12 protein-coding genes are annotated in these 16,604 nt (G+C 60.2%); 10 read left to right on the top strand and 2 right to left on the bottom strand.

From position 1 onward, the window contains the following. Positions 1–47: 47 nt before the first annotated feature. On the top strand, positions 48–803 hold the full coding sequence (locus tag ACM6IN_RS04705; protein ID WP_414915541.1) for a methyl-accepting chemotaxis protein: 756 nt from the start codon (positions 48–50) through the stop codon (positions 801–803). 206 nt (positions 804–1,009) lie between these two features. Next, the gene (locus ACM6IN_RS04700) at positions 1,010–2,359 is read left to right on the top strand and encodes a CoA transferase (RefSeq protein ID WP_414915504.1); all 1,350 of its coding nucleotides are present in this window, start codon (positions 1,010–1,012) and stop codon (positions 2,357–2,359) included. Positions 2,360–2,957: 598 nt separating this feature from the next. Here ACM6IN_RS04700 and ACM6IN_RS04695 read toward each other — a convergent pair. Further along, entirely contained in the window at positions 2,958–3,821 is an 864-nt protein-coding gene (locus tag ACM6IN_RS04695) for a DNA-3-methyladenine glycosylase family protein (protein ID WP_095112271.1), read from the bottom strand. Further along, a complete protein-coding gene (gene arcD, locus ACM6IN_RS04690) occupies positions 3,818–5,245 on the bottom strand; it encodes an arginine-ornithine antiporter (RefSeq protein ID WP_095112272.1) in 1,428 nt (475 codons plus the stop codon). Before arcD (ACM6IN_RS04690) ends, ACM6IN_RS04695 begins: the two co-directional genes overlap by 4 nt. 437 nt (positions 5,246–5,682) lie before the next feature. Here arcD (ACM6IN_RS04690) and arcD (ACM6IN_RS04685) point away from each other — a divergent pair, with 437 nt between their 5' ends. From arcD (ACM6IN_RS04685) to gcvP, 8 genes are all read left to right on the top strand, one after another. Continuing rightward, entirely contained in the window at positions 5,683–7,110 is a 1,428-nt protein-coding gene (gene arcD, locus ACM6IN_RS04685; RefSeq protein ID WP_007908042.1) for an arginine-ornithine antiporter, read from the top strand. Between the two features lie 33 nt (positions 7,111–7,143). Next, positions 7,144–8,400: an arginine deiminase gene (gene arcA / locus ACM6IN_RS04680; RefSeq protein WP_007908043.1), complete on the top strand. Its 1,257-nt coding sequence runs from the start codon at positions 7,144–7,146 to the stop codon at positions 8,398–8,400. A 69-nt stretch (positions 8,401–8,469) separates the two neighbouring features. Then, a complete protein-coding gene (locus ACM6IN_RS04675) occupies positions 8,470–9,480 on the top strand; it encodes an ornithine carbamoyltransferase (RefSeq protein ID WP_007950113.1) in 1,011 nt (336 codons plus the stop codon). A 141-nt stretch (positions 9,481–9,621) separates the two neighbouring features. Then, positions 9,622–10,551 (top strand): carbamate kinase, encoded by a 930-nt coding sequence (gene arcC / locus ACM6IN_RS04670; protein ID WP_414915503.1) that lies wholly within the window; start codon positions 9,622–9,624, stop codon positions 10,549–10,551. 62 nt (positions 10,552–10,613) lie between these two features. After that, a complete protein-coding gene (locus ACM6IN_RS04665; RefSeq protein WP_007908047.1) occupies positions 10,614–10,976 on the top strand; it encodes a DUF5064 family protein in 363 nt (120 codons plus the stop codon). Positions 10,977–11,239: 263 nt separating this feature from the next. Further along, complete coding sequence (locus ACM6IN_RS04660; RefSeq protein WP_095112274.1) at positions 11,240–12,748, top strand: sigma-54-dependent transcriptional regulator; 1,509 nt, start codon at positions 11,240–11,242, stop codon at positions 12,746–12,748. A gap of 430 nt (positions 12,749–13,178) precedes the next feature. After that, positions 13,179–13,562, top strand: coding sequence for a glycine cleavage system protein GcvH (gcvH, locus tag ACM6IN_RS04655; RefSeq protein ID WP_007908049.1), 384 nt, complete (start codon positions 13,179–13,181; stop codon positions 13,560–13,562). 11 nt (positions 13,563–13,573) lie between these two features. Then, positions 13,574–16,426, top strand: a complete 2,853-nt coding sequence (gene gcvP / locus ACM6IN_RS04650) for an aminomethyl-transferring glycine dehydrogenase (RefSeq protein ID WP_414915502.1) — start codon at positions 13,574–13,576, stop codon at positions 16,424–16,426. The last annotated feature ends 178 nt before the right edge of the window (positions 16,427–16,604 follow it).

The raw sequence follows: 16,604 nt of genomic DNA, 5'->3' as shown, positions 1-16,604 counted from the left end.
GCACCGCCGACCAGTCTTCGGAAATCGCCCGCCAGACCAGCGAAGGCATGCAGGTGCAGTTCCGCGAGATCGATCAGGTCGCCACCGCTTCCAACGAAATGAGCGCCACCGCCCACGACGTCGCCAACAGCGCATCCAACGCTGCCAATGCGGCGAAAGGTGCCGATCAGTCGGCCAAGGACGGCATGTCGATCATCGAGCGCAGCACCCGCGATATCAATCAACTGGCCGAAGAAGTCAGCAAAGCGGTGACCGAAGTTGAAGCGCTGGCAGTCAACAGCGAGCAGATCGGCTCGGTGCTGGAAGTGATCCGCAGTATCGCCGAACAGACCAATTTGCTGGCGCTCAACGCGGCGATTGAAGCGGCCCGCGCCGGTGAGAGCGGCCGTGGTTTTGCCGTGGTTGCCGACGAAGTGCGCAACCTCGCCAAGCGCACGCAGGATTCGGTGGAAGAAATTCGCATAGTCATCGAGAAGATTCAGACAGGCACCCGTGGCGTGGTCGCGACCATGCATTCGAGCCAGACTCAGGCACACAACAACGCCGGGCAGATTCGTCAGGCGGTGGATGCGCTGGGCAAGATCAGTGATGCGGTGACGGTGATCAGCGACATGAACCTGCAGATTGCCAGCGCGGCTGAGCAGCAGAGTGCGGTCGCCGAAGAGGTCAATCGCAACGTTTCGGCGATTCGTACCGTGACTGAAACCCTGACCGAGCAGGCTACTGAGTCGGCGGCGATCAGCAGCCAGCTCAATGCCCTGGCGAGTCAGCAGATGAAATTGATGGATCAGTTTCGCGTCTGAGCCCGCCACTCAATCCACCACAAAACCTTGTGGGAGCTGGCTTGCCAGCGATGGCGGCACATCAGTCAGTACATTGTTGACTGACACTCCGCTATCGCTGGCAAGCCAGCTCCCACAGGGTCAAGTGGCAACCCTGCAATCGGGGATTTCATCTGACACGGGATTGTTTTGCACTATCATCGCCCTCTCGCTCCGGAGGGCCTTCGATGACTGATTTACTCACGTCCATTCAAGCCGCACTCGGCTTGCCTCGCACACCGATTCCTTTCACCGAGCAAGGCGCCCTGCCCTCGGCGTTCGCCGTCACGGAGCTTGCCTGCGCCAGCATCGCTGCTGCCGGTCAGACCGTCAGCGAGTTGATCCAGCAGCAGTCAGGCCATTTGCCGGCCGTTGCAGTCGACCGTCGATTGGCCTCGTTCTGGTTCTCCAGCTCGCTGCGACCAATCGGCTGGCAGGTGCCACCGCTGTGGGACCCGATCGCCGGCGACTACGCGACCCGCGACGGCTGGATCCGCCTGCACACCAACGCTCCACATCACCGCGCCGCCGCTGAACGTGTGCTCGGCGCCTGCGCCGACCGTGATGCAATGGCGGCGAAAGTCGCGCAATGGACGAGTACGGATCTGGAACAAGCGGTGGTCGAGGCCCAGGGCTGCGCCGCCGAAATGCGCAGTTGGGCGCAATGGCAGAAGCATCCGCAGGGACTCGCGGTGAATGCCGAGCCGCTGGTGCATTTCCTTGACTCGCAGGATGAACAGCACCAAGCGTGGCAAGGCTCGGTGGCGCAACCGTTGGCCGGGATCAGGGTGCTGGATCTGACACGCGTGCTCGCCGGCCCCACCGCCAGCCGTTTTCTCGCTGGCCTTGGCGCCAACGTGTTGCGCATCGATTCCCCGACCTGGAATGAGCCTGGTGTCGTTCCGGAAATGACCCTCGGCAAACACTGCGCGCGGCTGAACTTGCTGGATCCGGTGGATCGCGCGGTGTTCGAAGGCTTGTTGAAAGACGCCGATATTTTGCTGCACGGTTACCGCGCCGACGCTTTGGACAATCTCGGTTTCGGCGTTGAGCGCCGTCGCCATCTGGCACCGGGCCTGATCGATGTCGCCCTCAACGCCTACGGCTGGAACGGCCCGTGGCAGAACCGCCGGGGCTTCGACAGTTTGGTGCAGATGAGCAGCGGCATCGCCGAGGCCGGCCAGCGCTGGCAGCAGGCTGAGAAACCGACGCCATTGCCGGTGCAGGCGCTGGATCATGCGACGGGGTATTTGATGGCGGCGAGTGCGCTCCGACTGTTGACCGAGCGTTTGAACACCGGACGCGGTGGCTCGGCGCGGTTGTCGCTGGCGCGGACGGCGAAGTTGTTGATCGAGCATGGGCCGGGGACAAGTGAGGCATTGCGAGCGGAAGATGAGCAGGATCAGGGTTCATTTCTGGAACAGACCCCTTGGGGCCCGGCGCATCGTTTGCAGGTGCCGGTGAAGATCAGCGGCACGCCGATTCAGTGGGCGTTGCCGGCTACAGAGCTGGGTTCTCATCACCCACAGTGGAATTAAAAGCCCCTCACCCTAACCCTCTCCCAGAGGGAGAGGGGACCGATCGGGTGATATTGAAGAGATTCACCGACTTGAACGATTGATTCGGAATCCATAATCGACTTGGTCTTGCAGGTCGATGGACAGCGCCAGATACCTCGGTCGGCCCCCTCTCCCTCCGGGAGAGGAACTGATTCGGGGATACTGAAGACATTCACCGACTTGAACGATCGGCGCTGAATCCATAATCGACTCGGTCTTTCAGGTCGATGTAAAACGCAAGACACCTCGGTCGGCCCCCTCTCCCTCCGGGAGAGGGGCTGATTCGGGGATACTGAAGACATTCACCGACTTGAACGATCGGCGCTGAATCCATAATCGACTCGGTCTTGCAGGTCGATGTAAAACGCAAGACACCTCGGTCGGCCCCCTCTCCCTCCGGGAGAGGGGCTGATTCGGGGATACTGAAGACACTCACCGACTTGAACGATCGGCACTGAATCCATAATCGACTCGGTCTTTCAGGTCGATGTAAAACGCAAGACACCTCGGTCGGCCCCCTCTCCCTCCGGGAGAGGGCTGGGGTGAGGGCTGCAATTTCAGGCCGAGCGATGATGTATCAATCTGCCCGGCTCAAAGACGTCCACAACAACTGCGCCGCATACCCTCGATAAGGCCGCCACGCCTCAGCGCGCAACGACAATTCCCGCGCTGTCGGCCGCTTGCCTTCCAGCACTTCCAGCGCCCGCAGCAACCCGACATCACCATGGGGAAACCCATCCATATCCCGCAACTGCCGCAACGCGATGTACTGCGCCGTCCACTCGCCAATCCCGTGCAGCGCCAACAACCGCGCCACGCCACCCTCGCGATTCGGCTCAAACAACGAAGGTTCATCCAGCAACGTCTGCGCCACGCTCGACAACGTGCGCCCACGACTTTTCGGCATGCCCAACGCTGCCAGATCTGCCGCCGCCATTACGTGCGCCTCGGGAAATACATGCGTCAATCCGGGCACGGTGGAATCCAGCGGCGCGCCATATTGCGCAACCAGTTTCCCCGCCAGACGAATCGCCGCCACCACCGTAATCTGCTGCCCAAGCACCGCGCGAAACGCCAACTCCAATCCATCCCACGCACCGGGAATGCGCAACCCCGGACGCTCGACAATCAACCGCGCCAGCAACGGATCATTCGCCAGATGCCCTTGCCTCAGCGCCAGATCCGCATCCAGATCAAACATCCGCCGCAACCTGACAACGATCTCGGGCACGGCTGCCGGATCAGGAAAGTCCAGCTCGACCTCCAGCGCATCCGCCGTCCCTAGCCAGACCGAAACCGTGCCGTGAACACCGTTTAACCCGATGCTGCGCGAATACACGCCATCGCCCACGGCCTCCATCCCGACCACCGCCCGCGCCGCGAGAAACCCCAACATCGCCTCCCAGTCATACGGCGGTGCATAGGCAAGCGACAACCTCACAACGACAACACACCGCTGTACAACCCATACGCTGCCAACCCCGCGCCGATGACCACGCAGGTAAAAATGCCCTTCTCGACATGAGTGAACAACGGCTCGCCCGCCTCATGCTTGGCCTTGGCAAACAGGATCACCCCCGGCGCATACAGCAACGCCGACAACAGCAAATACTTCACCCCACCGGCATACAACAACCACACCGCATAACCGAGGGCGATGCCACCGATCAGCAGATCCTTGGTGCGCTCAGCCGAGGCGTGTTCGTAAGTTTCGCCGCGCCCGCTGAGCAGCACCGCGTACGCCGCCGACCACAGGTACGGCACCAGAATCATCGACGAGGCCAGATAAATCAGGCTGGTGTAAGTGCCCGCCGAGAACAGCGTGATCAACAGGAAAATCTGGATCATCGCGTTGGTCAGCCACAACGCGTTGACCGGCACATGGTTCTTGTTTTCCTTTTTCAGGAACGCCGGCATGGTCTTGTCCTTGGCCGTGGCGAAGAGGATTTCCGCGCACAGCAAGGCCCAGGACAGCAACGCGCCGAGCAGGGAAATCGCCAGGCCAATGCTGATCAGCAACGCGCCCCACGGCCCGACAATGTGCTCGAGCACCGCCGCCAGCGACGGGTTCTGCAGATTCGCCAGTTCCGGCTGGCTCATGATCCCCAGCGACAGCACGTTGACCAGCACCAGCAGCGCCAGCACACCGATAAAACCGATCACCGTGGCGCGGCCGACGTCGCTGCGTTTCTCCGCCCGCGCCGAGTACACACTGGCGCCTTCGATGCCGATGAACACAAACACCGTGACCAGCATCATGTTGCGCACCTGATCCATCACCCCACCGAAATTCGGGTTGCTGGTGCCCCAGATGTCGCGGGTAAAAATGTCAGCCTTGAATGCGATGGCGGCGATGACGATGAACATGATCAGCGGCACGACTTTGGCCACCGTGGTCAGTTGATTGATCAGCGCCGCCTCTTTGATCCCGCGCATCACCAGAAAATGCACGGCCCACAGCAGCACCGAGGCGCAGCCGATGGCGATTGGCGTGTTGCCTTGACCGAACACCGGAAAGAAGTACCCCAGGGTGCTGAACAGCAGGACGAAATAGCCGACATTGCCCAGCCACGCACTGATCCAGTAACCCCACGCGGACGAGAAACCCATGTAGTCGCCAAACCCGGCCTTGGCGTAGGCGTACACGCCGGAATCCAGCTCGGGTTTGCGATTGGCCAACGTCTGGAACACGAACGCCAGAGTCAGCATGCCGATCGCCGTGATGCCCCAACCGATCAGGATCGCCCCGGCATCGGCGCGTGCCGCCATGTTCTGCGGCAGCGAGAAAATCCCCCCGCCAATCATCGAACCCACCACCAGGGCGATCAACGCGCCTAATCGCAGCTTTTGCGTCGGTTGCGACATTTCAGTTTCCCTTTGAAGTGTGGTGAGCGTGCATTTGTAACAACTATTAACTAAACGGATAAAGGTAGATGACGTTTATCAGGTAACGCCAATTAACGCCTGTTTATATATAGCCGATGACGCTAACGCCTAGCACGTTAAGACAGTTTTGTGCGCTGATCCTGATAAATCAATTCTGTACTGAAAACAGACGCTGAAAATTTGCCAAAAGCTGAAAAAGAACTAGCGTGATAATTCGAAAGTAATAATAGCCATTCCCAACAATGTAGCCACAACGCCTCTAGGACGGGCCTTGCGGGCAGAGTATTTATGCCTTCAGTCGAAGCCTAAGTCATTCATTAACAATGGAATGTGACCATGCACTGATCTAAGTCAGCTGTTTGAACAGACAACAGAACTACGCTGTGATCTCTTCTCTCCTGCAATGGAGTCATGCAATGTCTGAAGCTCCCGGAAAACTACGACTAGGTGCACTGGTTGCATTGGTAGTCGGCTCAATGATCGGTGGCGGGATATTTTCTTTGCCACAAAACATGGCCGCCAGCGCCGACGTCGGTGCAGTACTGATCGGTTGGGCCATCACCGCTGTCGGCATGCTCACCCTCGCTTTTGTCTTTCAAACCCTCGCCAATCGCAAGCCTGACCTGGACGGCGGTGTCTACGCCTACGCCAAGGCCGGATTCGGCGATTACATGGGTTTCTCGTCCGCCTGGGGTTACTGGATCAGCGCCTGGCTGGGCAACGTCGGTTACTTCGTTCTGCTGTTCAGCACCCTCGGTTATTTCTTCCCGATTTTCGGTGAAGGCAACACCGTTGCTGCGGTAATCGGCGCCTCGGTTTTACTGTGGGCCGTGCACTTTCTGGTGCTGCGCGGGATCAAGGAAGCGGCGTTTATCAACCTGGTGACCACGGTCGCCAAGGTCGTACCGCTGCTGCTGTTCGTGTTGATCGCGGTGTTCGCCTTCAAACTGGACATCTTCACCGCCGACATCTGGGGCATCAAAAACCCGGATCTGGGCAGTGTGATGAACCAGGTGCGCAACATGATGCTGGTCACCGTCTGGGTGTTCATCGGCATCGAGGGTGCGAGCATCTTCTCGGCCCGTGCGGAAAAACGCTCGGACGTCGGCAAAGCCACCGTGATCGGTTTCATCACCGTGCTGCTGTTTCTGGTGCTGGTGAACGTGCTGTCGCTGGGCATCATGACCCAACCGGAACTGGCGAAACTGCAGAACCCGTCGATGGCCGCCGTGCTCGAGCATGTGGTCGGTCACTGGGGCGCGGTGCTAATCAGCGTCGGCCTGATCATCTCGCTGCTGGGTGCGCTGCTGTCGTGGGTGCTGCTGTGTGCGGAGATCATGTTCGCCGCTGCCAAAGACCACACCATGCCGGAGTTCCTGCGCAAGGAAAACGCCAACCACGTGCCGGTCAACGCCCTGTGGCTGACCAACGCGATGGTGCAAATCTTCCTGATCATCACGCTGTTCTCGGCCAGTACTTACCTGTCGCTGATCTACCTCGCCACCTCGATGATTCTGGTGCCGTACCTGTGGTCGGCGGCCTATGCCCTGCTGCTGGCGGTGCGCGGCGAGAGCTACGAAGGCTTCGCGGCCGAGCGACGCAAGGATCTGATTATCGGCGGCATCGCGCTGATCTACGCGGTGTGGCTGCTGTATGCCGGCGGGGTCAAGTACTTGCTGCTCTCGGCCCTGCTCTACGCACCTGGCGCGATCCTGTTCGCCAAAGCCAAGCTGGAACTCAAACAACCGATTTTCACTAACGTCGAGAAGCTGATTTTCGCCGCAGTGGTCGTGGGTGCCCTGGTGGCTGCCTACGGTCTCTACGACGGCTTCCTGACTCTGTAATCCCTGATTGAATTGTTATCTGGAGGATCTGAAATGACCACGGAAAAAGTTAAGTACGGCGTACATTCCGAAGCCGGCAAACTGCGCAAAGTCATGGTGTGCTCCCCAGGTCTGGCCCATCAGCGGCTGACCCCGAACAACTGCGATGAATTGCTGTTCGACGACGTGCTCTGGGTGGCTCAGGCCAAGCGCGACCACTTCGACTTCGTCACCAAGATGCGCGAGCGCGGCATCGACGTGCTGGAAATGCATAACCTGCTGACCGACATCGTCGCCATCCCTGAGGCGCTGGACTGGATTCTTGAGCGCAAGGTCACCGCCGATTCGGTGGGCCTGGGCCTGATCAGCGAAGTGAAGTCCTGGCTGAAAAGCCTCGAGCCGCGACACATCGCCGAATTCCTGATCGGCGGCGTCTCCGCCGATGATCTGCCGGACAGTTTCGGCGGCAAGACCATCCAGATGTTCCGCGATTTCCTCGGCCACTCCAGCTTCATTCTGCCGCCGCTGCCGAACACCCAGTTCACCCGTGACACCACCTGCTGGATCTACGGTGGCGTGACGCTGAACCCGATGTACTGGCCAGCACGTCGTCAGGAAACCCTGCTGACCACCGCCATCTACAAATTCCACCCGCAGTTCACCAACGCCGAATTCGAGATCTGGTACGGCGACCCGGACAAGGACCACGGCAGCTCCACCCTCGAGGGCGGCGACGTCATGCCAATCGGCAACGGCGTGGTGTTGATCGGCATGGGCGAGCGCTCATCGCGTCAGGCCATCGGCCAACTGGCGCTGAACCTGTTCAAAAACAAAGCCGTGGAAAAAGTCATCGTTGCCGGCCTGCCGAAGTCCCGCGCGGCGATGCACCTGGATACCGTGTTCAGTTTCTGCGACCGCGACCTGGTGACGATTTTCCCGGAAGTGGTGAATCAGATCGTCGCCTTCACCCTGCGCCCTGACGAAAGCAAACAGGGCGGCATCGACATCCGCCGCGAAGAAGGCACTTTCCTCGACACCGTGGCCAAAGCCCTCAATTTGCCGAAGTTGCGCGTGGTGGAAACCGGCGGCAACAGCTTCGCCGCCGAACGCGAGCAATGGGACGACGGCAACAACGTGGTGGCCGTGGAACCGGGCGTGGTCATCGGCTACGACCGCAACACCTACACCAACACCCTGCTGCGCAAGGCCGGCGTGGAAGTCATCACCATCAGCGCCGGTGAACTGGGCCGAGGCCGTGGCGGCGGCCACTGCATGACCTGCCCGATCGTGCGTGACCCAATCGATTACTAAACGACCATCTCCCCGGCCGCACCCATCCCGTAGCGGCCGGGCCGATTACCGAATCCAAGGAGAATCATCATGGCGTTCAACATTCACAACCGTAACCTGCTCAGCCTGGAACACCACACCCCACGTGAGCTGCGTTACCTGCTCGACCTGTCCCGCGATCTCAAACGCGCGAAATACACCGGTACCGAGCAGCAACACCTGAAGGGCAACAACATCGCCCTGATCTTCGAAAAAACTTCGACCCGCACCCGTTGCGCGTTCGAAGTGGCGGCCTATGACCAAGGCGCCAACGTCACCTACATCGACCCGAACTCTTCGCAGATCGGCCACAAAGAAAGCATGAAAGACACCGCCCGCGTACTCGGGCGCATGTACGACGCCATCGAATACCGTGGCTTCAAACAGGAAATCGTCGAAGAGCTGGCAAAATTCGCCGGTGTGCCGGTGTTCAACGGCCTGACCGATGAATATCACCCGACGCAAATGATCGCCGACGTGCTGACCATGCGTGAACACGCCGACAAACCAATCCATGAAATCAGCTACGCCTACTTGGGCGACGCGCGCAACAACATGGGCAACTCGCTGCTGCTGGTCGGCGCCAAACTCGGCATGGACGTGCGCATCTGCGCGCCGAAAGCGCTGTGGCCGCATGACGATCTGGTCGAGCGCTGCAACAAATACGCGGAAGAAAGCGGTGCGCGCATCACCCTGACCGAAGACCCGAAAGCCGCCGTCAAAGGTGTCGACTTCATCCATACCGACGTTTGGGTATCGATGGGCGAGCCGGTTGAGGCTTGGGCTGAACGTATCCAGCAACTGCTGCCGTATCAGGTCAACAAAGAGCTGATGAAAGCCACCGGCAACCCACGCACCAAGTTCATGCACTGCCTGCCGGCGTTCCACAACAGCGATACCAAGGTCGGCAAACAGATTGCCGAGCAGTATCCGCACCTGGCCAACGGCATCGAAGTGACCGACGACGTGTTCGAGTCCCCAGCCTGCATCGCCTTCGAGCAAGCGGAAAACCGCATGCACACGATCAAGGCGATTCTGGTCTCGACCCTGGCTGATCTGTAACCACTGCTGATCCATGATCGTTCCCACGCTCCCGCGTGGGAATGCATCCCGTGACGCTCTGCGTCACAGTGGACGCGGAGCGTCCGTGGCGGCATTGCCACGCAGAGCGTGGGAACGATCAACACGAAAAGGACATGCATTATGCGTATCGTCGTAGCGCTGGGCGGTAACGCCCTGCTCCGCCGTGGTGAACCGATGACCGCTGACAATCAGCGCGCCAACATCCGCATCGCCACCGAGCAAATCGCCAAGATCCATCCCGGCAACCAACTGGTCATCGCCCACGGCAATGGCCCGCAAGTCGGCCTGCTGTCGTTGCAAGCGGCGGCCTACACCTCCGTCAGCCCTTACCCGCTGGACGTGCTCGGTGCCGAAACCGAAGGCATGATCGGCTACATCATCGAACAGGAACTGGGCAACCTGCTTGATTTCGAGGTGCCATTCGCCACCCTGCTGACCCAGGTTGAAGTCGACGCCAAGGATCCGGCCTTCCAGAACCCGACCAAGCCGATCGGCCCGGTCTACGACAAGGCCGAAGCGGAAAAACTCGCCGCCGACAAAGGCTGGGCAATTGCCCCGGACGGCGACAAATTCCGTCGTGTGGTGGCCAGTCCACGACCAAAACGCATCTTCGAAATCCGCCCGATCAAGTGGCTGCTGGACAAGGGCAGCATCGTGATTTGCGCCGGTGGCGGCGGGATTCCAACCATGTATGACGAGAACCGTAATCTCAAGGGTATTGAGGCGGTGATCGACAAGGACCTGTGCTCGTCGCTGCTCGCCGAACAACTGGAAGCCGACCTGCTGGTGATCGCCACGGACGTCAACGCGGCGTTCATCGATTACGGCAAGCCGACGCAGAAAGCCATTGCCGAAGCGCACCCGGATGAACTCGAACGCCTCGGTTTCGCCGCCGGCTCGATGGGGCCCAAGGTGCAGGCAGCCTGCGAATTCGCGCGCCATACTGGCAAGGTCGCGGTGATCGGTTCGCTGGCGGATATCGAAGCCATCGTTCAGGGCACTGCCGGTACTCGCGTGACCACGGCGAAGCCGGGCATCACTTACCGATAATCAGAAACTCCGGGGGCAGACCGAGGGTCTGCCCTTCTCCCATGCCTTGAAAGGAGAAACCCATGGCCCAGTTTGAACCCGGTCATCTGCACATTGAGCGGCATGCGTTGACGCCGGATGACGTCAGTTACAACGTGCACCTCGACTATGAAGTGTTCACCGATCCGCAAAAAGGCAAAGGCATCCAGTTCACGATGCATGGCAACCTTCAGGGCAAGGACATGAAAGAGACCTTCTTCCTGCCCAAAGAGGAGGCCTACAACTTTGCCAACAACGTGACGAAAATCGCCGAGAAGTACGGCATTCCCAAGACTCACAGTCAGATCGGTTCGGTGCACAAGCATTACGACATGATGTTTGAAGACATCCGCAAGCAACTTGATATGAAATCCGGGGATCCGGTCAATCTTGAGCATTTCGAGTAACCCGCAAAAGCCCCTCACCCTAGCCCTCTCCCAAAGGGAGAGGGGACTGATTGGGGAATGCTTCAGAGTTACACCGACCTGAACTTGCTTTACCGAATCCATAATCAACTGGTTCTTTCAGGTCGATGTCAAACCTCAGACACCTCGGTCAGTCCCCCTCTCCCCCTGGGAGAGGGCTGGGGTGAGGGTGCTTTTGCTTTCACCTCTCTCCAAGCCCAAGGCATACTTGCCACCCTCCGCTCTGCAGATCACTGAACCGCCCCATGCGTATCCACGTCAGTTTCATCGACCGCGTCGGCATCACCCAGGAAGTCCTGGCTATCCTCGGTGGGCGCAATCTCAATCTGGATGCGGTGGAGATGATCCCGCCAAACGTCTACATCGACGCGCCAACGTTGAGCCCGCAAGTGCTCGAAGAGCTGAAAGATGCTTTGTTTCGCGTGCTCGGCGTCGAGGCGGTAACCGTGGTCGACATCCTCCCTGGCCAGCGTCGGCACTTGCAGCTCGACGCGTTGCTGGCGGCAATGACCGATCCGGTGCTGGCGCTCGACAGCGCCGGCAAGGTGCTGCTGGCCAACCCGGCGTTGATCGCGTTGTACGGTCGCGAACCGGCCGGTGAGAGTGTTGCAGAACTGTTCAATGATCCCGCGCTGCTCGACACCTTGCTCGAACACGGCTTCCGTTTGCCGCTGCGCGAAATCACCGTCAACGGTCAGACCTTGTTGCTCGATGCCACGCCGATCACCGACGCTGGCGCCCTGCTGACCTTGTATCAACCGAACCGCATCGGCGAACAACTCTCGGCCTTGCACCACGACCATGCCGAAGGTTTCGATGCATTGCTCGGAGAATCCCCGGCAATCCGCACCCTCAAGGCCCGCGCTCAAAGAGTCGCCGCCCTCGACGCACCGCTGTTGATTCAAGGCGAAACCGGCACCGGCAAAGAACTGGTCGCCCGTGCCTGCCACGCGATCAGTGCGCGGCACAGCGCTCCTTTTCTGGCGTTGAACTGCGCAGCGCTGCCGGAGAACCTCGCCGAAAGTGAACTGTTCGGCTACGCCCCCGGCGCCTTCACCGGAGCAGCGCGCGGCGGCAAACCGGGGCTGATGGAACTGGCCAACCAGGGCACGGTGTTTCTCGATGAGATCGGCGAGATGTCGCCGTACTTGCAGGCCAAGCTGCTACGTTTCTTGAACGACGGCAGCTTCCGCCGCGTGGGCGGTGATCGCGAAGTGAAGGTCAACGTACGCATCCTCAGCGCGACCCACCGCGATCTGGAAAAAATGGTCAGCGAAGGCTTGTTCCGCGAAGACCTGTTCTATCGCCTCAACGTGCTCAACGTAGAGGTGCCGCCACTGCGCGAGCGCGGCCAGGACATTTTGCTATTGGCCCGCTATTTCATGCAGCAGGCTTGTGCGCAGATTCAGCGCCCGGTCTGCCGCCTCGCCCCGGGGACTTACCCGGCCCTGCTCGGCAATCGCTGGCCGGGCAACGTGCGGCAATTGCAGAACGTGATCTTCCGCGCGGCGGCGATTTGCGAGAGTAGCCTGGTGGATATTGGCGACCTCGACATTGCCGGTACCTCGGTGGCGCGGCAAACCGACAGCGATGTCGACAGCCTCGAACAAGCGGTCGAGTCGTTCGAAAAAACGCTGCTGGAAAAACTCTACGTCAGCTACCCCTCGACCCGGCAACTGGCCAGCCGCCTGCAAACTTCGCACACGGCCATCGCCCATCGCCTGCGCAAGTACGGCATTCCCAACAAACCCTGAGATCACCTCATACCTGTGGGAGCTGGCTTGCCAGCGATGACGTCGGCACAGGCACCATCGATGGTGTCTGACCCACCGCGATCGCTGGCAAGCCAGCTCCCACAGGTTTTTCAGCAGTCTTTCGATCCACGCTAAAAACGACCTCCACCTGTACTGAAAGCGCTACAGCGGAACGATATCGCTACACGCACCTCCGATCACCGCAGTGCAAGGCTTTGATCCCGTTCAGCTTTTATCCTCGCTCTATGCTGTAGCGATTTCGCTACAGACATGCCTGCCTTGTCGACCCCTGCAACATTTAAACCATTGATTTATAAAGACAAACAAACCTTGGCCGCATTCTTGCTAATCAACCCCTCATAAATAAGGGCCTTCGCGCCCGACTATTCCACCGCGTCCACCAGACGAGTCTGGCCCCTGAGGAGTTTCCATGAGCGAGTTGCGTTTTACTGAAGATCACGAATGGCTGCGCACCGAAGCTGACGGCAGCGTTACTGTCGGCATCACCGCTTTCGCGCAGAACGCCCTGGGCGACGTGGTGTTCGTGCAACTGCCTGAGCTGCAGGCTTACGAAAAAGGCGCCGAAGCCGCCACCGTGGAATCGGTAAAAGCCGCCAGCGGCGTGTACATGCCCCTCGACGGCGAGGTACTGGAAGTCAACCCGGCGCTGGAAGATGCCCCGGAACTGGTCAACGAAGATCCGCTGGGCGAAGGCTGGTTCTTCCGCTTCCAGCCAAGCGACGCCGCCGCTGTCGGCAAACTGCTCGATCAGGACGCGTACGACCGTCTGATCAAAGCCCAAGCCGAAGCCTGAGGAACACCGACATGACTCAAGTAAACCTTGGCACCGCCAACGAATTCATTGCCCGTCACATCGGCCCGCGCGCCGGTGACGAGCAAGCCATGCTCAACAGCCTCGGCTTCGACTCGCTCGAAGCGCTGAGCGCCAGTGTCATCCCGGAAAGCATCAAGGGCACCAGCGTGCTCGGCATGGACGATGGCCTCAGCGAAGCCGATGCCCTGGCGATGATCAAATCGATCGCTGGCAAAAATCAGCTGTTCAAAACCTACATCGGCCAGGGCTACTACAACTGCCACACGCCGTCGCCAATCCTGCGCAACCTGCTGGAAAACCCGGCCTGGTACACCGCTTACACGCCGTACCAGCCAGAAATTTCCCAAGGCCGTCTCGAAGCGCTGCTGAACTTCCAGACCATGATCAGCGACCTCACCGGCCTGCCGATCGCCAACGCCTCGCTGCTCGACGAAGCCACCGCCGCTGCCGAAGCCATGACCTTCTGCAAACGCCTGAGCAAGAACAAGGGCAGCCACCAATTCTTCGCCTCGATCCACAGCCACCCGCAAACCCTCGACGTGCTGCGCACCCGTGCCGAGCCGCTGGGCATTGACGTTGTGGTCGGCGATGAGCGTGAACTGACTGACGTGACGCCGTTCTTCGGCGCACTGCTGCAATACCCGGCGAGCAACGGTGATGTGTTCGACTATCGCGAACTGACCGAACGCTTCCACGCCGCCAACGCCTTGGTCGCCGTCGCCGCCGACCTGCTGGCCCTGACCTTGCTGACCGCCCCGGGCGAGTTCGGCGCTGACGTCGCCATCGGTTCCGCGCAACGCTTCGGCGTGCCGCTGGGCTTCGGTGGCCCGCACGCGGCTTACTTCTCCACCAAAGATGCGTTCAAACGCGATATGCCGGGCCGTCTGGTCGGTGTCTCGGTTGACCGCTTCGGCAAGCCTGCGCTGCGTCTGGCGATGCAGACCCGCGAGCAACACATCCGCCGCGAGAAGGCCACCTCGAACATCTGCACCGCGCAGGTGCTGCTGGCCAACATCGCCAGCATGTACGCCGTCTACCACGGCCCGAAAGGCCTGACGCAGATCGCCAACCGCGTGCATCACCTGACCGCGATTCTGGCCAAGGGCCTGACCGCGCTGGGCGCTAATGTCGAACAAGCCAGTTTCTTCGACACCCTGACCGTGGCCACCGGCGCACACACCGCAGCGCTGCACGACAAGGCGCACGCTGCACAGATCAACCTGCGCGTGATCGACGCTCAGCGTCTGGGTCTGTCGGTCGACGAAACCACCACCCAGGCGGATATTGAAACCCTGTGGGGCCTGTTCGCCGACGGCAAGACCCTGCCGGACTTCGCTGCACTTGCTGCGACCGTGCAGAGCACTATTCCAGCCTCGCTGGTACGTCAGTCGCCAATCCTCAGCCACCTGGTGTTCAACCGTTATCACTCGGAAACCGAGCTGATGCGCTACCTGCGCAAACTGGCGGACAAAGACCTGGCACTGGATCGCACCATGATCCCGCTGGGTTCGTGCACCATGAAACTCAACGCCGCCAGCGAAATGATCCCGGTGACCTGGGCTGAATTCGGTGCCCTGCACCCGTTCGCCCCGGCCGCGCAAAGTGCCGGTTACCAGCAACTGACCGATGAACTGGAAGCGATGCTCTGCGCCGCTACCGGTTACGACGCGATCTCGCTGCAACCGAACGCCGGTTCGCAAGGTGAATACGCAGGCCTGTTGGCGATTCGTGCTTATCACCAGAGCCGTGGCGATGAACGCCGCGACATCTGCCTGATCCCCTCGTCCGCCCACGGCACCAACCCGGCCACCGCCAACATGGCGGGCATGCGCGTGGTCGTGACCGCCTGCGATGCGCGCGGCAACGTCGACATCGAAGACCTGCGTGCCAAAGCCATCGAGCACCGCGAACACCTCGCCGCGCTGATGATCACTTACCCGTCGACCCACGGCGTGTTCGAAGAAGGCATCCGCGAAATCTGCGGGATCATTCATGACAACGGCGGTCAGGTGTACATCGACGGCGCCAACATGAACGCAATGGTCGGCCTCTGCGCACCGGGCAAGTTCGGCGGCGACGTCTCGCACCTGAACCTGCACAAAACCTTCTGCATCCCGCACGGCGGTGGCGGCCCGGGCGTTGGTCCGATTGGCGTGAAGTCGCACCTCACTCCGTTCCTGCCGGGCCACGGCCAGATGGAACGCAAGGAAGGCGCGGTCTGCGCGGCACCGTTCGGCAGCGCAAGTATTTTGCCGATCACCTGGATGTACATTCGCATGATGGGCGGCGCCGGTCTGAAACGCGCTTCGCAACTGGCGATCCTCAACGCCAACTACATTTCCCGTCGCCTCGAAGAGCACTACCCAGTCCTGTACACCGGCAGCAACGGTCTGGTGGCGCACGAGTGCATTCTCGATCTGCGTCCGTTGAAAGACAGCAGCGGCATCAGCGTTGATGACGTCGCCAAGCGCCTGATCGACTTCGGTTTCCACGCGCCGACCATGTCGTTCCCGGTAGCGGGCACGCTGATGATCGAGCCGACCGAAAGCGAATCCAAGGAAGAACTGGATCGCTTCTGCGACGCGATGATCCGCATCCGCGAAGAAATCCGCGCGGTGGAAAACGGCACGCTGGACAAGGACGACAACCCGCTGAAGAACGCTCCGCACACCGCGGCGGAACTGGTTGGCGAGTGGACTCACCCGTACAGCCGCGAGCAGGCCGTTTACCCGGTTGCGTCGTTGATTGAAGGTAAATACTGGCCGCCGGTCGGTCGCGTCGACAACGTCTTCGGCGATCGCAACCTGGTGTGCGCCTGCCCGTCGATCGAAAGCTACGCTTAAAGGAATGAGGGGCAGGAATACCTGCCTCTTTCTCCAGAACACCACAAATCCCTGTGGGAGCTGGCTTGCCAGCGATGAGGGTGGATCAGCCTACATCTTTGTTGCCTGACCCACCGCCATCGCTGGCAAGCCAGCTCCCACAAGGAACGCATCAAGCCTGATGTTTCGCCAATTCCTA

Origin of the sequence: Pseudomonas sp. IT-P395, from assembly GCF_949767675.1 — a bacterium.
Classification (GTDB): domain Bacteria; phylum Pseudomonadota; class Gammaproteobacteria; order Pseudomonadales; family Pseudomonadaceae; genus Aquipseudomonas.
Note: the sequence above shows the minus strand (reverse complement) of the source record. Positions and strands in the feature narration are given on the sequence as shown.